This window comes from Halomonas sp. NPDC076908, from assembly GCF_050269715.1.
GTDB lineage: Bacteria > Pseudomonadota > Gammaproteobacteria > Pseudomonadales > Halomonadaceae > Vreelandella.
Genome location: NZ_JBNNIW010000010.1, coordinates 1 through 21,109, shown reverse-complemented (window position 1 = coordinate 21,109; position 21,109 = coordinate 1). Strand labels below are relative to the sequence as shown.

Sequence of the window (21,109 nt, the reverse complement as noted above, 5' to 3'; positions counted from 1 at the left end):
TTCATATGTTCACATTTCCATATGCAGGCGTGATTTAGTAGCGCGTGGTAAGCCTCAGGCGCACCCGCGGGAGCAGCGCGGAGCGGTGCCGGGGTTTGGCTTATGTGGGCGTGGTTGGTTCGGTGGCCTTGGGCGTCGTTCCGACGCCTCCCGCGGGTGCCTCATACGCTCGTACCTCGCGAGATTCGTTACCACGCGCTACGGGTGTTTGCACGGAGCTGGAGCGTAGCGTCAGCGCCGCCTAGCGGCGCCTGTAAATGCGGAAGGTTAAGCGGGTGCTTTGGTATTTTGCGGGCTATGGGCTGCGTGTAGGCGCGCGATTAACTGGTCTTCCAACGCGAAGCGTTCGGTGAGGCCGCGGGCCAAACGATCAATCCAGGCAGGTAAGCGGGCAATATTTTGCTCGCAGCTGAGCTCGTTGCCAAAGTCGGTGTCGAACTCCAGCACCATTTCCGTGGACATCTCTAAACGCTCAAGTAACTTGGCAGCAATAACCAAAGCGGCTTCATCGTCAAAGGCTTTCGCCTCTTCTGAAAGCTGCGGGTAAATTTCAAAATGCCCAGCGCTAATGTAATCCATTAATTTTTCACTGAAAGTATCAATGGGCGCTTTTCTCACCGCTTCCAATTCGCTGTCGCACGCTTCTTTTAGCTCTATAAAACTGACTAAAAGATGACGCCGCTGATCCAGCCAGCGGTCAATCAATGTGTGCACGCCACCCCAGCGCTCCAGGGCATTTTTGCAATCTTCGAGCATGGGGCTTTCTCCTTAACATCACTTTTAGCCAGGCCTACATTTTACTTAGCCATTGTATATAACGAATAGGCTTAGAGTCGCGCCTCGCCCCATCCCTGTCAATCCCAGTGGGTATGGTTTGTATGGTACTTAGCGTTCAATGGTAATAACGCTTTTAACTATGCCGCATGATGACTGCTCTCAGACGATGAGCAGTGTCATTACCTCAATAATATTTATGCTCTCATCTTCTGAGGCGCATTGCGAGTGTCACCGCATCCGGCGCTCAAAATGTGTGCATAAAAAAATACTTTAAACTTAAAAAGTTTATGCTTGAATTTTATTAACCCCTCTCCTATCTTCAGAAAAGAGCCTGCTTTCCTGTGGAGAAGAATAATGAGAATCGCCTGCCTGGGTGGAGGGCCTGCCGGCCTCTATTTTGCTATTAGCATGAAGCTGCAGGATCCCTCTCACGAGATGGTGATCATTGAGCGCAACCGTGCAGACGATACCTTTGGCTGGGGCGTGGTGCTGTCAGACGAAACCCTGGATAACCTGGCGGCGAATGACCCGGTGAGCGCGGAGCGTATTCGTGAACATTTCGCCTACTGGGATGATATTGCGGTTGTGCATAAGGACGTCAAAACCGTTTCAACGGGCCACGGATTTTGCGGCATTGGCCGTCGCCAACTGCTGATTCTGCTACAAGAGCGCGCTCGTGAACTGGGCGTTGAAATGCGCTTTGAAACCGATGCCACCGAAGCCTCCATTGCGCAGTACCGGCAAGAGTATGACCTGGTATTGGCCGCCGATGGTCTTAACTCACGCACCCGCCAAACCTATGCCGAACACTTCAAACCCGATATTGATGTACGTGCGTGTAAGTTCGTTTGGCTAGGCACGCACCAAACTTTCAACGACGCCTTTACGTTTATTTTCGAGAAGACCGAGCATGGCTGGGTGTGGGCCCATGCGTATCAGTTTGATAAGGATACGGCGACCTTTATCGTCGAGTGCAGCGAAGCTACCTGGCAGGCGTTTGGCTTCGGTGAAATGAGCCAGCAGGAGTCAATCGCAGTCTGCGAGCGCATTTTTGCCAAGCATCTTGATGGTCATGCGCTGATGACCAACGCCAACCACATCCGCGGCTCAGCGTGGATCAACTTCCCACGGGTACTCTGCGAGCGCTGGAGCTATGAGAATGTAGTGCTGATGGGCGATGCCGCGGCTACCGCGCACTTCTCGATTGGCTCGGGCTCCAAGCTCGCCCTGGAAAGCGCTATCTCGCTGGCTAACTGCTTACACAGTGAAAATAGTATGGAAGCTGCCGTCGCCCGCTATGAAGAGGAGCGCCGCTTTGAGGTGCTGCGCTTGCAGTCGGCGGCGCGCAACTCCACCGAGTGGTTTGAGCAGATAGAGCGCTACCTGGATCTCGACCCGGTGCAGTTTAACTACTCGTTATTGACCCGTTCCCAGCGCATTAGTCATGAGAACCTGCGAGTGCGCGACCCACAGTGGTTGGAGAGCGCCGAGCGCTGGTTTCAGACTCAGGCAGGTAACCCTGGCAGCGCCCGGGCACCGATGTTTGCACCCTACACGTTACGCGATATGACATTGATTAATCGCGTGGTGGTCTCCCCGATGGCGCAGTACAAAGCTGTCGATGGCTGCCCTACCGATTGGCACTTTAGCCACTACGCCGAGCGGGCCAAAGGCGGTGCCGGTCTGGTGTATACCGAGATGACCTGTGTTAGCCCTACGGGACGCATTACCCCCGGCTGCCCAGGCTTATACGCCCCCGAACATGAAGCAGCGTGGAAGCGTCTTTGTGATTTCGTCCACACAGAAACCAACGCCAAGCTGTGTGCCCAGCTCGGTCACTCCGGCGCGAAGGGCTCTACCCAGCTGGGCTGGCAGGAGATGGACGCCCCGCTTGCAGAGGGCAACTGGCCGATAATGGCAGCCTCTGATCTTCCCTGGGCAGAGCGCAACCAAGTACCCAAAGCGATGAATCGGGACGATATGGACCGGGTGCGCGACGAGTTTGTCAGCGCGGCGCTGATGGCCGACCGGGCAGGCTTCGACATGATCGAGATTCATGCTGCCCACGGCTACCTGCTCTCATCCTTTATTACCCCGCTGACCAATCATCGTGACGATGGGTATGGCGGCTCGCTGGACAACCGCTTGCGCTACCCACTTGAGGTGATCAACGCCGTGCGCAGCGCTTGGCCCGCCCATAAGCCGCTTTCAGTGCGTATTTCTGCCAACGATTGGTGCGGTGAGGAAGGCATTACCCCCGACGATGCGGTGGAGATCGCTAAGCGGCTACGTGACGCGGAGGTGGATATCGTCGATGTCTCTGCCGGGCAAACCTCGACCCAGGCCAAACCGGTGTATGGACGTATGTTCCAAACGCCCTTCTCAGACCGGATCCGTAACGAGGCATCGATTGCCACCATGGCGGTGGGTAATATTTATCAGGCCGACCATGTGAACTCGATTCTTATTGCCGGGCGCGCTGACTTAGTCTGTATCGCCCGCCCTCACCTGGCTGATCCTTATTGGCTGCTCCACGTTGCGGCGGGCTTGGGTGACAGCGAAGTTGAGTGGCCTGCCCCCTACCGAGCAGGCGCTGACCAGTTGCAGCGCTTGGCCGAACGTGGCGAGGGTTGGATATGACACTGTTGACCGATAAGCGCGTGGTGATTACCGGCGGCGGCAGCGGCATTGGCGCCGATATGGCCTTGGCCTTTGCCGAAGCGGGCGCCGAGGTCACGATAACCGGCCGTCGCGAGAGCGCCCTTCGAAAGGTTGCAGATCAACACAATCACGTTGACTTTGCCATAGTCGATGTCACCGACGAAGCTGCCATGGTGGCATGTTTCGAGAACATCGGCAGGATCGATATCGTTATCGCCAACGCTGGCGCAGCAGAGAGCGCGCCGTTCGCCAAGACCTCGTTTGAGCAGTGGCAGCGCATGCTCAACGTTAATCTTAGTGGCGTGTTTTTAACCCTGCGCGAAGGCTTAAAGCAGTTGAACGACGGTGGGCGTTTGATCGCCGTGGCCTCCACCGCTGGCCTTAAAGGCTACGCCTATGTGGGCGCTTACTGCGCGGCTAAACATGGCGTGGTGGGGCTGGTGCGTTCGTTGGCTGCCGAAACGGCGACCCGCAACATTACCGTTAATGCGCTCTGCCCTGGCTTTACCGACACGCCGTTACTCGCAGCAAGCGTCGACAATATTGTCGCTAAAACCGGCCAGTCTGCCGAACAAGCGACCGCTCATTTTGAATCTACCAACCCCACCGGGCGCTTAGTCACCCCCGCCGAGGTGACCGCCACCGCCCTCTGGTTATGCGGACCTAACAGCGGCGCGATTAGCGGCCAGGCGATCTCAATTTCAGGGGGTGAAGTATGACGGCTGGGGATGTAGCTGGAAACAGCTTAAGCAAGGAACGCCTGCGCTTATGGCTGCGTATGCTGCGGGTTACCCGTCAGGTGGAGTCCGAACTGCGTGAGCGCCTGCGTACCGAGCACGACTCTACGCTGCCACGCTTTGATGTGATGGCCGCGCTATATGCCGCTGAGGAGGGCCTGAAAATGAACGAGCTTTCCAAGCGGCTGCGGGTTTCCAACGGCAACGTCACCGGCATTATTGATCGTTTGGTGGAGGATGGCGCGGTGGAGCGTATTGCCATTGAGGGCGACCGTCGCGCCACCCGAGTATGCCTAACCAAGGCTGGCCGGGAAAATTTTAGCAAAATGGCTAATGAGCATGAGCGCTGGATCAACGCGCTTTTTGAGGGTGTGACCGAAGAGGATGCCCACCATATAGGCGAGCTGCTGCACCGTTTGCCAGCTTCTCTTAACGACGGCGGCCCCCATTAATCACCGACAGGCGAGAACAATAATATGCAGAGCATGGCTGGCTTAACCCCCGAGCACTTTATCTGGGAAATGAGAGGCGGTGTCGCCGTTATTCGGCTCAATCGCCCGGAACGTAAAAACCCGCTGACCTTTGAGAGCTACGCCGAGCTGCGCGATACCTTTCGTGATCTGGCCTACGCCTCGGATGTGCACGCCGTGGTGTTTACCTCTAACGGCGAGAATTTCTGCTCTGGCGGCGATGTGCATGAAATTATTGGCCCCTTGGTGGGTAAGGATATGAAGGGCCTGCTCGAATTTACCCGCATGACGGGGGATTTGGTCAAAGCCATGCTGAACTGCGGCAAGCCGATGATTGCTGCTGTCGACGGCATTTGCGTGGGTGCGGGGGCCATTATTGCCATGTCTTCGGATATTCGCTTTGCCACCCCCCGCGCCAGCACAGCATTTCTGTTTACCCGGGTGGGCTTGGCGGGCTGCGATATGGGCGCCTGCGCGATGCTACCGCGCATTATCGGCCAAGGCCGCGCGGCAGACCTGCTCTACAGCGGCCGCAGCATGAGTGCCGAAGAGGGCCTGCAGTGGGGATTCTACAACCGGGTAGTCGAACCTGATTCCCTTGAAGAGTACGCCATCGCCTACGCTACCCGGCTAGCTAACGGCCCCACCTTTGCCCACAGCATTACCAAAACCCAGTTAAACCAGGAGTGGTCAATGAGCTTGGAACAGGCCATTGAATCGGAAGCCCAGGCCCAAGCGATCTGTATGCAAACCAACGATTTCGAACGCGCCTACCACGCCTTTGTAGCCAAACAAAAACCTGAGTTTAAGGGGGACTGATGAGCGACAAGCGCTTTCTAACATGGCCCTTTTTTGAGGCCCAGCACCGTGAGCTTTCTGAGCAGCTTGAAGCGTGGTGCCGCGTAGAGTTGCCCCGTGACCATAGCGATGTAGATGCCACCTGTATTCAGCTGGTACGCGGCTTGGGTAAAGCGGGCTTTTTAAAAGGCACTGCGGGTGAACGTATTGATGTTCGTAGTCTGTGTTTGATTCGTGAAACTCTCGCTCGCCATGATGGATTGGCCGATTTTGCCTTTGCCATGCAAGGGCTAGGTACCGGTGCGATCAGCCTGTACGGCAGCGATGAGCAGAAGCAGTGGCTAGATAAAACCCGCCGTGGTGAAGCGCTTTCTGCGTTTGCCCTTAGTGAGCCCCGCTCAGGCTCCGATGTGGCCCAATTGGATACCACCGCCGTGCGCGATGGCGATAGCTACCGTTTGAATGGCGAGAAAACATGGATCTCTAACGGCGGCATTGCCGATATTTATACGGTTTTCGCCCGCACCGGTGAAGGCCCCGGCGCCAAAGGGCTTTCGGCCTTTTTGGTACCCGCCGATACACCAGGGCTGGAGATTCGTGAGCGCTTGGAATCCGTGGCGCCGCACCCGCTCGCGCGGCTTGGTTTTAACGATATGGTGCTGCCTGCCAGCGCCTTGATCGGCCAACCTGGGCAGGGATTTCGGATTGCCATGTCGGTGCTGGACGTTTTCCGCTCAACGGTAGGCGCAGCAGCGCTGGGGTTCGCCCGCCGGGCGCTGGATGAGTCGCTTTCCCGCAGTCGCTCCCGGGAGCTGTTTGGCGCCACCCTCTCTGACCTACAAATGGTGCAGGGCCACTTAGCCGATATGGCACTCAATGTGGATGCCGCCGCCCTGCTGGTGTATCGCGCCGCCTGGACGAAAGATCAAGGCGCTGAGCGGGTAACTCGCGAAGCGGCGATGGCTAAACTGTTTGCCACCGATCAAGCCCAGCAGGTGATTGACCAAGCGGTGCAGCTACACGGCGGTGACGGCGTTCGCAAAGGCCATATCATCGAAAGCCTCTACCGCGAAATCCGCGCGCTGCGTATTTATGAAGGCGCGTCCGACGTCCAAAAAGTAGTTATCGCCCGCAGCATGCTCGCGGAGGAGTAATCAGCATAGAAGCCGAACAGCAACAGCAGTAACTAAAAAACAATAAAACACAACGCCAGACACCGTATCCCTGATAACGCCTCACGTAGAGGCGTTGTCAGGAATAAACAACGACACCAAATACGGAGGTTGGTCATGACTATTCAGTCGGCTCATGCTGATACTTTTGCGCGGGATAACCTGCCATCCATTGATAGACAGCCTGAGTTTCTGCTCTCAGGTACCGATTACCCTGAGCGACTTAACGCAGGCGTTGAACTTTGCGACCGGCTGCTCTCACAGGGTTACGGTGAGCGTATTGCCTTAGCGGGCAATGGCCGACGGCGCACTTATCAAGAACTCACTGAGTGGACCAACCGCCTCGCCCATGTGCTGGTGGAAGACCTGGGCGTAGTTCCCGGCCAGCGGGTGTTGATTCGTTCAGCTAATAACCCGGCCATGGTGGCTTGTTGGCTAGCGGCTACCAAGGCAGGTGCCGTGGTAGTCAACACCATGCCCATGCTGCGCACCAAAGAGCTTTGCCAGGTGATTAGTAAGGCAGAAATCAGCCTTGCCCTCTGCGATACCCGCTTGCTTGATGAGCTGGTTGAGTGCCAGGAGCTGTGTCCAGTCCTCAAGCGTATTGTCGGTTTTGATGGCACCGCCAATCATGATGCGGAACTTGACCGCTTGGCACTGAGCAAACCTGCCACCTTTGATGCCGTGGATACCGCCGCCGACGATGTGGCGCTGCTTGGGTTTACCTCGGGCACCACCGGCTCACCGAAAGCCACTATGCATTTTCACCGCGACCTACTGGTGATTGCCGATGGCTACGCCAAGGAAGTGCTACAGGTAACGGCTGAGGATGTGTTTGTCGGCTCGCCACCACTGGCCTTCACTTTCGGTCTGGGTGGATTGGCGATTTTTCCACTGCGCTTCGGCGCCACTGCCGTGCTGCTGGAACACGCCTCCCCGCCCAATATGATGGACATTATCCGCGAGTATCAGGCCACGGTAGTGTTTACCGCGCCCACGGCTTACCGGGCGATGCTAGCTGCACCCACAAGCCACGCGGATCTAAGCAGCCTACGCGTCGCGGTTTCCGCTGGGGAAACGCTGCCCGCACCGATTTATCACGACTGGATCAAGCAAACCGGTACGCCCATCATCGACGGCATCGGCGCCACTGAAATGCTGCATATCTTTATCTCCAATCGGCTGGATGACCATCGCCCCAACTGCACCGGCAAACCAGTAGCAGGCTACGAAGCGCGTGTTGTTGATAATGACATGCAGAATGTGCCACGCGGTACGGTGGGTAAGCTTGCGGTGCGTGGCCCTACCGGCTGTCGCTACTTAGCCGATAAGCGCCAGCAAAAATATGTGGTTGATGGCTGGAATATCACCGGCGATGCGTTTTATCAGGACGAAGAGGGCTACTTTCATTTCGCTGCCCGCAATGACGACATGATTGTTTCAGCCGGCTATAACATTGCTGGCCCTGAAGTGGAGGCAGCGCTACTGGCCCACCCCGCCGTGAAAGAGTGTGCAGTGATTGGCGCGCCCAGTGAAGAGCGTGGGCAAATTGTCGAGGCTTTTGTTGTTCTAAACGATGGATTTCAGCAAGATGAAGACTGTCAGCAAATGTTGCAAGACTTCGTGAAACAGACCATCGCACCGTATAAGTACCCTCGCTCCATACGTTTTATTGAGGCGCTACCTAAAACAACCACGGGTAAGGTTCAGCGCTTTCGGCTGAGCCAGGAACATTACCCTAGCGCGGGTTCACCTTGCTCTGACTCCACATCAAAAAACGTACGTCCCTCTAAGCAATAAAACGATTAAATAATGAGGAAATTGCTATGAAACAGATAACTCGCTTAGGCCTTGGTTTACTGCTCTCTTCAAGCGTGCTGGCAGCGCATGCTGATGACGTCAAAATCGGTATGATCACCACCCTTTCAGGGGGCGGTTCGCATTTGGGTGTCGATGTTCGTGATGGCTTTATGCTGGCCCTTGAGCAGTCGGATCGCGATGATGTTGAAGTGCTCATTCAAGACGACGCTAACCGCCCTGACCTGGCGCGCAGCTTGGCAGATGAATTCATACAGCGGGATAACGTCGATATTCTTACCGGTATTATCTGGTCGAACCTAGCCATGGCGGTGGTTCCCTCCGTGACTCGCCAGGGCACTTTCTATCTTTCACCTAACGCTGGGCCTTCTGATTTAGCTGGCCGCATGTGTCACGAGAATTACTTCAACGTAGCCTATCAAAACGATAATCTGCACGGCGCCATGGGTGCGTATATGCGTGAAGAGGGTTACGAGCGGCCTATTATTATGGCGCCTAACTACCCAGCAGGCACCGACGCCCTGGCAGGCTTCAAGCACCTTTATGAAGGTGACGTCGTTGATGAGCTTTACACCCAAATGGGGCAAACCGACTACGCGGCTGAAATTGCCCAAATTCGCGCCAGCGATGCCGACAGCCTGTTCTTCTTCTTACCCGGCGGCATGGGTATCTCGTTTATGAAGCAGTGGGAGAGTTCTGGCGTTGATATGCCCATCTTTGGCGCCGCTTTCTCGTTTGACGAAATTCTGATCAAGGCCGTAGGTAGCGCGGCGATTGGCGCACGCAATACCTCGCTGTGGGCTTACGACTTGGATAATGAAGCCAACGAGCGCTTCGTTGAAGGCTTCCGTGAAGCCTATGGCCGCACGCCGACACTCTATGCGGCGCAAGGTTACGATACCGCCAATCTGATTCTTAGCGCCCTCGACGTTGCCCACCCTGATGATAAAGACGCTTTCCGCGAAGCGCTGCGGGCCGCCGATTTTGACAGCGTACGCGGTGAGTTCCGCTTTGGCCCTAACCATCACCCCATTCAGGACATCTACGTGCGTGAAGTGGTGGAAGGTGACGATGGCGAGCCTACCAATCGCTTGATCGGTGTTGCGGTAGAAGATATTCAAGACGTCTACGTCGAACAGTGCCAGATGTAATCTCGCCGTGGCTGGGTGTGATCACCCAGCCTTATCTCTTTTCTTTCACTAAGGATGCCCCACGTGTCCGTTACTCTGCTAATCGAGCAACTACTTAACGGCGTACAGCTTGGCACCATGCTGTTTTTGATGGCCAGCGGCCTCACTCTGGTATTCGGGGTGATGGGGTTGATCAATCTTGCCCACGGCTCTTTTTATATGGTGGGTGCCTACGCCACTGCTGCGGTAACGGCTTCAACCGGCTCTTTTCTGCTGGGGCTAAGTGCCGGGATTGCAGCGGCAGCCTGCGTTGGCGCCTTGGTGGAGCTGATCGTTATCCGGCGGCTTTATCACCGCCCCCATCTTGATCAGGTGTTAGCGACCTTTGCGCTTATTTTGATTTTTTCGGAAGGCACACGCTGGATTTTCGGCTCGTCGCCCATGCGCCTTAGCCCGCCTTCCTGGTTAACCGGATTTGTCACCCTGCCGGGCGATACCCGCTACCCCATTTACCGGTTAATGCTGATTGGCGTGGGGATCACCGTTTCCATTGCGCTCTACTTTTTGATCTCTAAAACACGCCTGGGCATGCGCATTCGCGCCGGTGAAAGCGACCGCGAAATGATTGGTGCCCTTGGGGTGAATATTTCCAAGCTGTATACCGTGGTATTTGCGTTGGGCGCGGGCTTGGCGGGCTTAGCGGGCGCTTTGGTGGGCGCGCTTCAATCTGTGCAGGTGGGCATGGGCGAACCGGTGCTGATACTGGCCTTTGTGGTGATCGTCATCGGGGGTATTGGCTCAATCAAAGGCGCGTTGCTCGGGGCGCTATTAGTGGGCCTTGTGGATACACTTGGTCGGGTCTATTTGCCGATTTTCTTTCGCGCCTTTATGCCGCCATCTGAGGCTTCTGGGGTCGGTGCAGCACTGGCCGCGATGCTGATCTATATCCTCATGGCCGTCATTCTCGCCTTCAAGCCAAAGGGACTGTTCTCTGCTCATGACTAATAACACTTCCTCAGGCACTGCGGACATTGCATTAGCGCCCAAGGCGGATAGGCATTTTGACCGCAAAGGCCTGGTACAGATGGCGCTACTCGCTCTGCTGCTGTTAGTGCCTATCGCAGCTTATTTTCTGGGCCATATCTACTACGTCAACCTGGCCTCGCGGATGACGATCATTGCCATGGCCGCTGTGGGCCTTAACCTGGCGATTGGCTATGGGGGCATGGTGAGTTTTGGCCATGCCGCCTACTTTGGCTTGGGCGGCTATGTAGCGGGCATCAGCGCTTATCACGCTTTTGATTATTCGCTATTTATGACCTGGCCTTTTAGCGTACCTGGCAGTGATAGTTTGCTGGTGGTTTGGCTGGTTGCTGCCCTACTGTGTGCGCTATTGGCGCTGGCGATCGGCGCTATTTCACTGCGAACCACGGGGGTGTATTTCATTATGATCACCCTCGCCTTTGCCCAGATGATTTACTACTTTGCCAACTCCTGGCCGACCTATGGTGGCGAGGATGGCCTGCCGATTTATATACGCAATACGCTGCCTCTGGTAGATAGCAGTAATTCATTGACCTATTTCCTGATCTGCTTTACCGGGCTGGTACTGGCGATGGCGATCACCTCGCGGCTGATGAAATCCCGCTTTGGGGCTGCTCTCACCATGGCGCGGCTTAATGATGTGCGTTTGGCCACTGCAGGTATTAGCCCTTACCCGATTCGCTTGGTGGCGTTTGTGATTTCGGCGGCGATTACCGGTCTTGCCGGGGCGCTTTATGCGGATCTTAACGGCTTTGTTAGCCCCACCACACTGAGTTGGCACTTCTCAGGTGAGTTGATGGTAATTGTGATTTTGGGCGGCGTGGGACGTCTATATGGACCACTTGCCGGGGCGGTTCTATTTGTAATGATGGAAACACTGCTGGGTGGCATTACTCAGTACTGGCAGCTCTTTTTAGGCTTAGTGCTGCTTGGGGTGGTGCTGTTTGCCAAACACGGGGTGATGGGTTGGTTAGCCGGGAGGGAGCGCAATGAGTGATGTTGTTCTTTCACTGCAAAAGCTGCATAAACGCTTTGGCGCGCTGCAGGCGACCAACGATGTTTCACTGGATCTTCAACAAGGCGAAATCCACGCGTTGATTGGCCCCAACGGTGCGGGCAAGTCGACGTTGATCGGCCAAATCGCAGGCAATATACGCCCGGATGAGGGGCGCGTTTATTTAGCAGACACCGAAATTACCGGCATGAATATAGCCCAGCGCGCCCGCTTGGGGCTGGGGCGCAGTTTTCAGGTCTCATCACTGGCCGAACCGCTATCGGTGATGCGTAATGTAATGATGGGCGTTCAAGCGCTACAGAGTCACAGCTTCCGATTCTGGAAACCGGTCGCCCGTGACCGGCACCTATTAGAGCCTGCGTATGAGGCGCTGGAGCGCATGCAGCTAAGCCATCGCGCCTGGACACCGGTATTTGAGCTTTCCCATGGCGAACGCCGTCAGGTTGAAGTGGCCTGCGCGCTTGCGCTCAAGCCCCGCGCCCTGCTACTCGATGAACCCATGGCGGGCCTGGGACCGGAAGGTTCGGCGAAGCTTACTGAGCTGCTGGAAGCGCTGAAGCAGGAAGTGCCTATTTTGCTAATCGAACACGATATGGAAGCGGTATTTCGGCTTGCCGATCGTATCTCTGTGCTGGTCTCGGGTAGCGTTATTGCCCATGGCGATAGCCACGCGATTAGGCAGGATCCACGCGTTCGTGAAGCGTACCTGGGAGATTCAGATGCTTAAAATTGCCGATATCGAAACCTTTTATGGCCCTTCCCAGGCGCTATTTGGTGTGAACCTTGAAGTGAACGCCGGGGAAATGGTTGCGTTGATGGGCCGCAACGGTATGGGTAAAACCACTACCATTCGCTCGATATTTGGCCTTACTCCGGCAAGCCACGGCACCATTGAGTTTGAGTCTCAGAACTTACGCCGACTGCCCGCCTACCGTATCGCCAAAGCGGGTTTGGGCTTGGTGCCAGAAGGACGACGCTGTTTTCCCAATTTATCCGTGCGTGAAAACCTGCTGGTCACCGCTCGCCCTGGCGAGTGGACACTGCAGAAGGTAGAAACGCTATTCCCGCGTTTGGAGGAGCGTCGGGCGCAAATGGCCAAAACCCTCTCAGGCGGTGAGCAGCAGATGCTGGCCATTGGCCGGGCGCTGATGACCAACCCGCGCTTACTGGTGCTCGATGAAGCGACAGAAGGGTTAGCACCGGTCATTCGTCAGGAGATTTGGCGGGCGATTCGGCTGTTTAAGGAGCAGGGTCAATCGACGCTGCTGGTGGATAAGTCATTGAGTGAAATTCTGCCTATTGCTGACCGCTGCACCATCCTAGAAAAAGGCTGCACGGTGTGGGATGGCAAACCCGCCATGCTGGACAGCGCCATTCGTGACCGTTACCTGGGCGTTTAGGGAGGAGAAAACAATGGCGTTTACTACCCAGCGTAAAGTTCGTTTTCAGCACTGCGATCCGGCGGGAATCGTTTTTTACCCCCGCTATTTCGAGATGATTAACTCCGTGGTGGAGGACTGGTTTGAGGAGGTCTTGCATCATGATTTTAATCAACTGCATGTGGAAACCGGAACGGGTGTGCCTACTGCCGCCATCGACACACAGTTTCATGCCCCTAGTCGGTTGGGCGAACGGCTGACCTTTGAGTTAAAAGTTCAGTCTGTGGGACGTAGCAGCCTGACCATTCAAATCGTCGCTTATTGCGGAGAGCAAAAGCGCCTAACCAGTGATTCAACTCTGGTATTTGTGGATTTAAGTAGCGGTAAGCCGATGCCATGGACAGAGGCAATACGCCAGCATATTACCGTCGATAACCTATAAGGATAGCTATCATGAGTGACGCCAACGTTCATCAGCTTCTTCACCCTTCTCATTGGAAAGCCGCGGTGGGCTACGCCAACGGCGTGCTTGCTTCTGGGCACACTGTCTTTGTAGGCGGGCAGATTGGCTGGAATGCCGATCAGGTATTTGAAAGCGACGACTTTGTTGTTCAGGTGAACCAGGCGCTGCAGAATATCGTAGCGATCTTAAAAGAGGCCAATGCAGGCCCGGAGCATATCGTTCGTTTAACCTGGTATGTGACCGACAAGCGGGAGTATTTGGCACGGCTTAAAGAAGTGGGCGGCGCTTATCGCGAAGTACTGGGTAAGCATTTTCCGGCGATGACCATGGTTCAGGTAGCGGGGCTTGTGGAAGATCAGGCTAAGGTGGAAATTGAAGCAACGGCGGTGATACCGGCTGCCTAGCAGTAGGTTGCGGGGCAGCGGCAGGGTGCCGCGGGGGCGCTGTGAACCCATCCATGGGCGCTACTTTTTCCATCCCTGGAAAAAGACCCCCGCTATACCCTGCCCCAGCCCCTCGCTGGAAGCCGAACTTTCAGCGCCCCTAACTGGACGCTGCTAGTTATTAGCAGTGAAAACCTTTGATCCACTCAACAAAACAACCATCATTTAGATAATGCTCAAGAATCGAGAAGTGATCTACGTTGGGGAGTAGCTGCTGGGTGACAGCTGGGCCTTGCTCGCTCACATGCTCAGCATAGCAACTCATCTGCAGCGCAAATTCGTCAGACTCCAAGGCCCCTGCTACCAGCTTTATCGGTGCAGATACCCGGCATGGCAGCCATAGCGGGCTGAACTCCTGCACATCACGGCCACTAAGTTGAAGCTTGGGCTGCAGCCACGACCAAGGGAAGGGCCGCAAATCGTATAAACCACTAACGCACAGCGCGCCACGAATCAGTTGGTTGGGTAGACCAAAGCTGCTTTCCCAATCCGTGGACATCAGCATGGCGCACAGATGCCCGCCCGCCGAGTGCCCTGAAATACTCAACTGCTCCGGGTCGACGCTTAGCTCTGCGGCATTTGTGTAAACGTAGGCCACGGCAGCCTGCGCCTGACGCACTAGCTCACTAAAGCGTACCTGGGGGCAGAGTGCGTAGTTGACCACTGCGACCGTGATGCCTGCTTTAACCAAGTCATCGACGATAAAGCTAAATTCACGATGGCTTAATGCGCGCCAGTAGCCGCCGTGGAAAAACACATGCACGGGGGCATGAGGTGCATCGGCATGAAAAACATCCATGCGTTCAGCAAGCGAAGGGCCGTAAGGCACATCAAGGCTTACTTTAAGACTTGCGCGGTGGCGTTCACGTGATGCTTCGCTACGCTCACGCCACTCGTTTACCAACGCCGCCGGGTCTCGACCAAGCATCGGGTCGTAGGCACGGTCGATCTCTTCTTGTGTCGTAAAGTGTTGATAAAGCATGCCGCCCTCCCTTAATGCTAACGCACAGCTAGCGTCGGCTTTTAAAAAACAGCATACGCAGCGGGGCGATTGCCAGAATGGCAAAGCCGATCAGCGTCCAGGCGGGTAACGAGAGTCCAAGCAGCACGAAATCGATCTCGGCGCACTCGCCTGAGCCGGTTAATACCATGGCAACGACATCCTGCATGGGCAGGATATCCATCATGTAATCAAGCCCGGGGCCGCAGGAAGGGACTTCATCGGCTGGCAACGTTTGCAGCCACACATGCCGCCCGGCAATAAACGCACCGGTACCCACGGCGACTAACGACAGCAACCCATAAATAACTTTACCCACACGCCCCGCCGGGCTGTGGATAGCGGCAATCGCGAATACAATGCCCGCCGCGATCACAGCCACACGCTGGAAGATACATAACGGACAGGGATCAAGGCCACCGATATGCTCTAGGCCGAGGGCCACCGCCATCATTAAGACGCAGAAGGCTAGCCCCGTGAGAGCCACCGAGCGGAAAGAGTGCAGGATCATTGACGAACCTCAGGCGTAAGCGCCGACAGAGCGCGGGATTCACGTGCTTTAGTAAAATAGACCTGCAAGAACTCTTCAAATGTCTCTTTATCAGCGGCTTCAATATCATGCTGCTGCTGGTGCGAGGTTTCAATTAACTGAGCCAGTAGCGCTTCGCGGCTGCGCTGCATAGGCTCCGCTTTCAGCTGCTCCGCCTGCTCTTTTGCCAGGCTAAGCATCAAATCGCTTAGCGACCCGCCGTTCGCTTTCAGCCGTTCGAGCACCTGGGCAGACGGCGTTAGCGAAGGGTCTGCCAAGCGTGGTGCGAGACTTGCCAGAGCGTCAGCATGTGGTGTCCCCTCTTCGACGGCATCCAGCAGGCGGGCAACTTCGCCCATCTCAGCGAATATTTGCTCGCCCCACTCACGCACCGAGGTCGCTTCGCCGTGGTTATAGAGTTTGAGCTCAGGGTCGCGGCCGCGCTCCACCACACAGCGGCGGTTGTCATCCAGGCGGTCACACTCTTCGTCAGAGATCCAAGGGCTATCGCTAAGTAAGCACCACATTAGGAAGGTGTCCACAAAACGCATTTGGTCTTCAGTGACGCCGAGAGGATCAAAAGGATTCAAGTCTAAACAGCGCACTTCGATATATTCCACGCCGCGGGCTTCGAGCGCCTGGCTGGGCGTTTCGTTGTGTTTGGCGACGCGCTTGGGCCGAATATCGCTGTAGTACTCGTTTTCGATCTGCAGAATATTAGCGTTCAACTGACGCCACTCACCATCCACGTTCACGCCTATTTTTTCATAATCCGGCCACGGTGAAGAGATAGCGTGGCGCAGGGTGTTAACGTAATTAGAGAGCGAGTTAAAACAGATTTTGAGCTGCGACTGCACCTTGTTCTGATAGCCTAAATCGGACATACGTAGCGTCGTTGCGTAGGGCGCAAAATAGGTGTCGTCGCTGAGTGACTGCAGCTTTTCAGGCACTTTTTTGTCGTCAGGCAAAAAGCTTTTATCGATGGCCGGAGACGCGCCGAAAAGATACAGCAACAGCCAGCTATGGCGGCGGAAGTGACGGATCATGCCGAAATAGCGGGTAGAGCGGTAATCGTTAAACGGGATATTGGTGGCTTTTTCCATCTCGCGCAGGGCGTGCCACATATCATCCGGCAGTGATACGTTGTAGTGAACGCCGGCAATCGCCTGCATGATGCGGCCGTAGCGCATGTCCAACCCTTTGCGGTAAACATGCTTCATGGTGCCGACATTGGAGCAGCCGTAGTCGGCAATCGGCACGCTGTCATTACCTGAGAGCCGTGACGGCATGCTGCCGGGCCAGATCCACTCATTTTCTAAGTGGTGATAGGTAAAGGTATGCAAGTCAGATAAAAAGCACAGCGCTTCACCCGGCTGAGAGTATACAGGCGTGATGTACTCAAGCAGCGATTCAGAGTAATCGGTGGTGATATGCGGGTGGGTTAACTTGGAGCCCAGCGCGTGCGGGTGCGGCGTTCGAGCAATGTGACCATTGGCATCGACCCGCAGCCCCTCTTTTTCAAGCCCACGACGCAGGCGGCCCAACCGACCAAGGCGCGCGCTGGGGATTAGGCGTTCAACTTGCGCGGTCAGCGCGGATGGCACAGTGAGTGGTTCAGGCAAGGTGAACACTCCTTGTCAGTAAAGCCCGCTGTGAGCGGACCTTGGTGTAGTCAGGTGGCATCGCCATCATCGCTGTCTCAAAATAGAAAACAGGATATGGCGGCAACCGTGTTTTTTTCAAGATATGGCTTTTTTCAAGGTACAGCTATTTTAAGGCGCGCGACTATTTGCCGCCGCGTGCTTTTAGCAAGGCAGCGCCCAGCGCTCCCAGAGGCGCTGGCGCGTCGGCAGGTTTTGCGCTGTTACGCTGCCCCCGAGACGGCTTGCGATTCGCGCTGTGCTTATCAGTAGGTGAGCTATTGCTGTTAGCATCGTTTTCGGCTTCCGGTTGATCATCCAATCGCATGGATAGCCCGACCCGCTTGCGGGGAATATCCACGCTCATGACTTTGACGGTGACGATATCTCCCGCTTTCACTACGCTGCGCGGATCATCGATAAAGCGATCCGATAGCGCCGAGATATGCACCAAGCCATCCTGATGAACACCGATATCTACAAAAGCACCAAAGTGTGTCACGTTGGTGACAGTACCTTCGAGCACCATGGCAAGTTTAAGGTCTTTGAGCGTTTCGACCCCTTCGCGGAACTCTGCGGCTTTAAACTCAGGGCGCGGGTCGCGGCCAGGCTTATCCAGCTCTTTAAGAATGTCGCTGACCGTAGGCACACCAAAACGCTCATCGGCAAAGTCGGCTGGCTTTAACGCTTTCAGCGCAGCGCTATCACCTATCAGGCCCCTTACCTCACGACCGCTCTGCTTGGCGATACGCTCCACCAATGGGTAGGCTTCTGGGTGAACGGCGCTGGCATCCAAGGGATTGTTGGCGTTATGAATACGCAGAAAACCGGCGCACTGTTCAAAGGTTTTGGCGCCCAGACGGCTCACTTCTAACAACTCTTTACGGCTCTTAAAGGCGCCTTTTACATTGCGCTGGGCAACGATATTTTCCGCCAAAGCAGTGCTAAGACCTGCTACACGTGAGAGTAGCGCACTAGAAGCGGTGTTGAGATCAACGCCAACGGCGTTTACACAATCTTCAATCACCACTTCCAGGCTGCGGGAGAGCTGCACCTGGGAAACATCGTGCTGGTACTGGCCCACACCGATGGATTTAGGTTCGATTTTAACCAGCTCGGCCAGCGGGTCTTGCAGGCGGCGGCCGATGGAGACAGCACCGCGGACAGTCACGTCAAGGTCCGGCATTTCCCGTGAGGCGTACTCAGAGGCGGAGTAGACCGAAGCACCCGCTTCAGACACCATCACTTTGCTTAAGCGGTGGGCGGGGGCTAGCGCTTTGAGTAGTTCGCCTGCCAGTTTGTCGGTTTCGCGACTGGCAGTACCATTGCCTACTGCAATCAACTCAACGCCGTGCTGTTTGACTAGCTTGGCGAGTACGGTCAGCGACTCATCCCAGCGGTTTTGCGGCGCATGGGGGTAGATAGTGGTGTGGTCGACAAACTGGCCGGTGGCATCGATCACCGCGACCTTACAGCCGGTGCGCTGGCCGGGGTCGACGGCCAGGGTGACCTTCTGCCCCGCCGGTGCAGCCAGCAGCAGATCTTTAAGATTAGCCGCAAACACTTCAATAGCGGTGAGTTCAGCCTGTTCCCGCAGCCGACCTAGCAGCTCGGTCTCTAGTGCTGTGTAGAGCTTAACCCGCCAGGTCCAGCGCACGACTTCACTTAACCATTTATCCGCTGGTCGGCCCTGGTCACTAATGCCGAATTGCTTGGCAATCGCTAGCTGAGCGGGATGGATGACGGCTTCGTCTTCGCCGGGCAGGCGAATCGAAAGGCTCAATACGCCTTCATTGCGTGCACGGAACATCGCTAAGGCGCGGTGTGATGGCGCTTTGGCGAGCTTCTCATCGTGCTCGAAGTAGTCGGAGAACTTAGCGCCCTCCTGCTGTTTGCCCTCCAGCACGCGGGCGCTGAGTTCGCCCTCTTGCCAGAGACGTTCACGTAACAGGCCAATCAGTTCGGGATCTTCAGCGAAGCGCTCCATCAGAATCTGCTTGGCGCCATCTAGCGCAGCTTTAGCATCTTCAATAGCGGGAATATCGCCCTCTGCCGGGCGCAAATAGTTGGCGGCTTCACTTTCAGGATCCAGGGCTGGATTAGCAAGCAGCGCATCTGCCAGCGGCTCTAGCCCCGCTTCGCGAGCGATCTGCGCTTTGGTGCGGCGCTTTTTCTTAAACGGTAGGTACAGATCTTCCAGGCGCTGCTTGGTCTCTGCGGCATCAATGCTGGCTTTCAGCGGGCCATCCAGCTTGCCCTGCTCATCAATAGCGGTTAGCACTGCCGCGCGACGCTCTTCCAGCTCACGCAGGTAGCGCAGGCGCTCATCTAGTTGGCGCAGCTGAATATCGTCCAGCGCGCCGGTGACTTCTTTACGGTAACGAGCGATAAACGGCACGGTAGCGCCGCCATCCAGTAACTCCACCGTGGCTGAGACTTGCTCGGGACGAACGCCTAGCTCAGTCGCTAGGCGGGAATTAATACGCTGATTGACATCCATAAATTGCAACTAACTCATGCAGCATTTTTAAGTGCCCACAAGGTATCACAAACCCGCCACGGCTGGCATGACTTGAGACATTAGCGGCGCCAGCCATGGTCATCCCAAAACGGGCGGCGTGCTTCGCGCTGAACAGCTTCACGGCTGATGCCAATATCTTTCAGGATATCGTCATTTAGATGGCGCAAAGCATGCCGCTCACGACGCAGTTGGCGCCAGCGATAAAACCTTTCCCGCCATGTTATTTTGCTGGAACGTGGCGATACTTGCTGAGATTCATCACTTTCATGATTTATGGCCTGGTAGCATGTGAGTGAGCGCTCCATCTCAATCCCTCCTCTTTCAGTTTGATCACCGCCCTCATTAGGTTGGGTGATTAAGTGTTGAAAGAAGTATTGAGCAGCGCTTAGAATCAATCCAACGAATACTCTTTATACGCAACATCAATTAAATTGATACCTATGGCCATGCTACCTACGATCGATCACGAGCTATTACGCACCTTTGTCGCGATTATCGATCAAGGCGGCTTCACCCGTGCCGCACAGACAGTGAACCGCACCCAGTCGGCGGTGAGTATGCAGATGAAACGCCTGGAGGAGGATGTGATTCAGCGGCCGCTGTTTGTACGCCAGAACCGCCAACTCCTACTGACCACTGAAGGCAGGACGCTGCTGGGTTATGCGCGTAAGATTTTATCGCTGCAGGGAGAAGCGCTGACGCTGTTACGCCAGCCCGACATGGTGGGCCGGGTACGCTTAGGCGTGCCAGATGACTATGTGATGCGTTTTCTGCCTGGCATCTTAAAGTCGTTTTCCCAGGCGTGGCCGCTGGTGGATGTGGATGTTCACTGCGCGCCCTCTTCGGTACTCTCTCAGCGGCCGCAAGAGAGCCTTGATCTGAGTATTATGACCCGAGAGATAGGCGATGAGGTTGGCACTATCTTGAGGCGCGAACCCACCGTCTGGGTAGCCGCCGAGAGCCACAGCATTCACTTACAGACACCAGTACCGCTAGCCATGTTTGAAGCGCCCTGCTTCTGCCGCCGCCACGCCTGCAATGCGCTTGACCGAGCGGGCCAAGCTTATCGGGTTGCCTATAGCAGCCCAAGCCTAGCCACCTTACAAGCCGTTGTCGGCGCGGGGTTGGCGGTTTCGGCCTGGATGCACAGCTTAGTCACCGCCGATGTACGCATACTGGATGAGGCCGATGGCTTCCCCCCACTGCCAGAATCTTCGATTGTGTTGATAAGGTCGCCCCACTCCACCTCACCTATTGTGGACGGTTTAGCTGAGCATATTATTGAAGGTTTTAGGGTTTGAGCACTTAAAAGACGATCCGAATTTTCTTATAGCACCACCAACCCCGGCACCGCTGCGCGCTGCTTCCGCGGGTGCGCTTCGCTTACGCCGCGCTACAAAATCCAAATCAGATGCGTGCACAAACCGTAGCGCGTGGTAACGAATATGTGAGAGGAACGAACATGCAGAGGCACCCGCGGAAGGCGGCGGAACGACGCCCAGTGGCACCGCA

Annotated in this window: 20 protein-coding genes; 14 read left to right on the top strand and 6 right to left on the bottom strand. The window is 55.7% G+C overall.

Features of this window, described 5'->3' with window-relative positions:
• Window positions 1–267 precede the first annotated feature (267 nt).
• Window positions 268–756 (bottom strand): sigma D regulator, encoded by a 489-nt coding sequence (gene rsd / locus ACQKE4_RS07770; RefSeq protein WP_427387684.1) that lies wholly within the window; start codon window positions 754–756, stop codon window positions 268–270.
• 375 nt (window positions 757–1,131) lie between these two features.
• On the opposite strand from rsd, the gene ACQKE4_RS07765 reads away from it, so the two are divergent.
• The 13 genes from ACQKE4_RS07765 to ACQKE4_RS07705 all read left to right on the top strand — a co-directional run bounded on the left by ACQKE4_RS07765 (window position 1,132) and on the right by ACQKE4_RS07705 (window position 13,868).
• Window positions 1,132–3,417, top strand: coding sequence for a bifunctional salicylyl-CoA 5-hydroxylase/oxidoreductase (locus ACQKE4_RS07765; protein ID WP_427387683.1), 2,286 nt, complete (start codon window positions 1,132–1,134; stop codon window positions 3,415–3,417).
• Window positions 3,414–4,157 carry an SDR family NAD(P)-dependent oxidoreductase gene (locus ACQKE4_RS07760; protein ID WP_427387682.1) on the top strand — a complete coding sequence of 248 codons (744 nt, stop codon included), beginning with the start codon at window positions 3,414–3,416 and terminating at the stop codon, window positions 4,155–4,157. The genes ACQKE4_RS07765 and ACQKE4_RS07760 overlap by 4 nt, the downstream gene beginning before the upstream one ends.
• Window positions 4,154–4,627, top strand: coding sequence for a MarR family winged helix-turn-helix transcriptional regulator (locus tag ACQKE4_RS07755; protein ID WP_427387681.1), 474 nt, complete (start codon window positions 4,154–4,156; stop codon window positions 4,625–4,627). The genes ACQKE4_RS07760 and ACQKE4_RS07755 overlap by 4 nt, the downstream gene beginning before the upstream one ends.
• A 24-nt stretch (window positions 4,628–4,651) precedes the next feature.
• Window positions 4,652–5,464, top strand: a complete 813-nt coding sequence (locus ACQKE4_RS07750; RefSeq protein ID WP_427387680.1) for an enoyl-CoA hydratase family protein — start codon at window positions 4,652–4,654, stop codon at window positions 5,462–5,464.
• On the top strand, window positions 5,464–6,597 hold the full coding sequence (locus ACQKE4_RS07745; RefSeq protein WP_427387679.1) for an acyl-CoA dehydrogenase family protein: 1,134 nt from the start codon (window positions 5,464–5,466) through the stop codon (window positions 6,595–6,597). Before ACQKE4_RS07750 ends, ACQKE4_RS07745 begins: the two co-directional genes overlap by 1 nt.
• Before the next feature lie 135 nt (window positions 6,598–6,732).
• Complete coding sequence (locus ACQKE4_RS07740) at window positions 6,733–8,415, top strand: benzoate-CoA ligase family protein (RefSeq protein ID WP_427387678.1); 1,683 nt, start codon at window positions 6,733–6,735, stop codon at window positions 8,413–8,415.
• Window positions 8,416–8,441: 26 nt separating this feature from the next.
• The gene (locus ACQKE4_RS07735) at window positions 8,442–9,584 is read left to right on the top strand and encodes an ABC transporter substrate-binding protein (RefSeq protein ID WP_427387676.1); all 1,143 of its coding nucleotides are present in this window, start codon (window positions 8,442–8,444) and stop codon (window positions 9,582–9,584) included.
• A gap of 63 nt (window positions 9,585–9,647) precedes the next feature.
• Window positions 9,648–10,568, top strand: coding sequence for a branched-chain amino acid ABC transporter permease (locus tag ACQKE4_RS07730; protein ID WP_427387674.1), 921 nt, complete (start codon window positions 9,648–9,650; stop codon window positions 10,566–10,568).
• Entirely contained in the window at window positions 10,561–11,604 is a 1,044-nt protein-coding gene (locus ACQKE4_RS07725) for a branched-chain amino acid ABC transporter permease (RefSeq protein ID WP_427387673.1), read from the top strand. The genes ACQKE4_RS07730 and ACQKE4_RS07725 overlap by 8 nt, the downstream gene beginning before the upstream one ends.
• The gene (locus ACQKE4_RS07720) at window positions 11,597–12,349 is read left to right on the top strand and encodes an ABC transporter ATP-binding protein (protein ID WP_427387672.1); all 753 of its coding nucleotides are present in this window, start codon (window positions 11,597–11,599) and stop codon (window positions 12,347–12,349) included. Before ACQKE4_RS07725 ends, ACQKE4_RS07720 begins: the two co-directional genes overlap by 8 nt.
• Window positions 12,342–13,022, top strand: coding sequence for an ABC transporter ATP-binding protein (locus ACQKE4_RS07715; RefSeq protein ID WP_427387671.1), 681 nt, complete (start codon window positions 12,342–12,344; stop codon window positions 13,020–13,022). The genes ACQKE4_RS07720 and ACQKE4_RS07715 overlap by 8 nt, the downstream gene beginning before the upstream one ends.
• A 13-nt stretch (window positions 13,023–13,035) precedes the next feature.
• Window positions 13,036–13,443, top strand: a complete 408-nt coding sequence (locus tag ACQKE4_RS07710; protein ID WP_427387669.1) for an acyl-CoA thioesterase — start codon at window positions 13,036–13,038, stop codon at window positions 13,441–13,443.
• A gap of 11 nt (window positions 13,444–13,454) precedes the next feature.
• Window positions 13,455–13,868, top strand: coding sequence for a RidA family protein (locus ACQKE4_RS07705; RefSeq protein ID WP_427387668.1), 414 nt, complete (start codon window positions 13,455–13,457; stop codon window positions 13,866–13,868).
• Between the two features lie 160 nt (window positions 13,869–14,028).
• Here ACQKE4_RS07705 and ACQKE4_RS07700 read toward each other — a convergent pair whose 3' ends face one another.
• The 5 genes from ACQKE4_RS07700 to ACQKE4_RS07680 all read right to left on the bottom strand — a co-directional run bounded on the left by ACQKE4_RS07700 (window position 14,029) and on the right by ACQKE4_RS07680 (window position 19,902).
• Window positions 14,029–14,889 carry an alpha/beta hydrolase gene (locus tag ACQKE4_RS07700; RefSeq protein WP_427387667.1) on the bottom strand — a complete coding sequence of 287 codons (861 nt, stop codon included), beginning with the start codon at window positions 14,887–14,889 and terminating at the stop codon, window positions 14,029–14,031.
• A 28-nt stretch (window positions 14,890–14,917) separates the two neighbouring features.
• On the bottom strand, window positions 14,918–15,418 hold the full coding sequence (locus ACQKE4_RS07695; RefSeq protein ID WP_427387666.1) for a disulfide bond formation protein B: 501 nt from the start codon (window positions 15,416–15,418) through the stop codon (window positions 14,918–14,920).
• The gene (gshA, locus tag ACQKE4_RS07690; RefSeq protein ID WP_427387665.1) at window positions 15,415–17,058 is read right to left on the bottom strand and encodes a glutamate--cysteine ligase; all 1,644 of its coding nucleotides are present in this window, start codon (window positions 17,056–17,058) and stop codon (window positions 15,415–15,417) included. The genes ACQKE4_RS07695 and gshA overlap by 4 nt, the downstream gene beginning before the upstream one ends.
• Before the next feature lie 163 nt (window positions 17,059–17,221).
• The gene (locus ACQKE4_RS07685; protein ID WP_427387664.1) at window positions 17,222–19,576 is read right to left on the bottom strand and encodes a Tex family protein; all 2,355 of its coding nucleotides are present in this window, start codon (window positions 19,574–19,576) and stop codon (window positions 17,222–17,224) included.
• 80 nt (window positions 19,577–19,656) lie between these two features.
• Complete coding sequence (locus ACQKE4_RS07680) at window positions 19,657–19,902, bottom strand: DUF1127 domain-containing protein (protein WP_427387663.1); 246 nt, start codon at window positions 19,900–19,902, stop codon at window positions 19,657–19,659.
• Between the two features lie 141 nt (window positions 19,903–20,043).
• Between ACQKE4_RS07680 and ACQKE4_RS07675 the strand changes: the two genes are divergently transcribed.
• A complete protein-coding gene (locus ACQKE4_RS07675; RefSeq protein ID WP_427387662.1) occupies window positions 20,044–20,898 on the top strand; it encodes a LysR substrate-binding domain-containing protein in 855 nt (284 codons plus the stop codon).
• Window positions 20,899–21,109 lie beyond the last annotated feature (211 nt).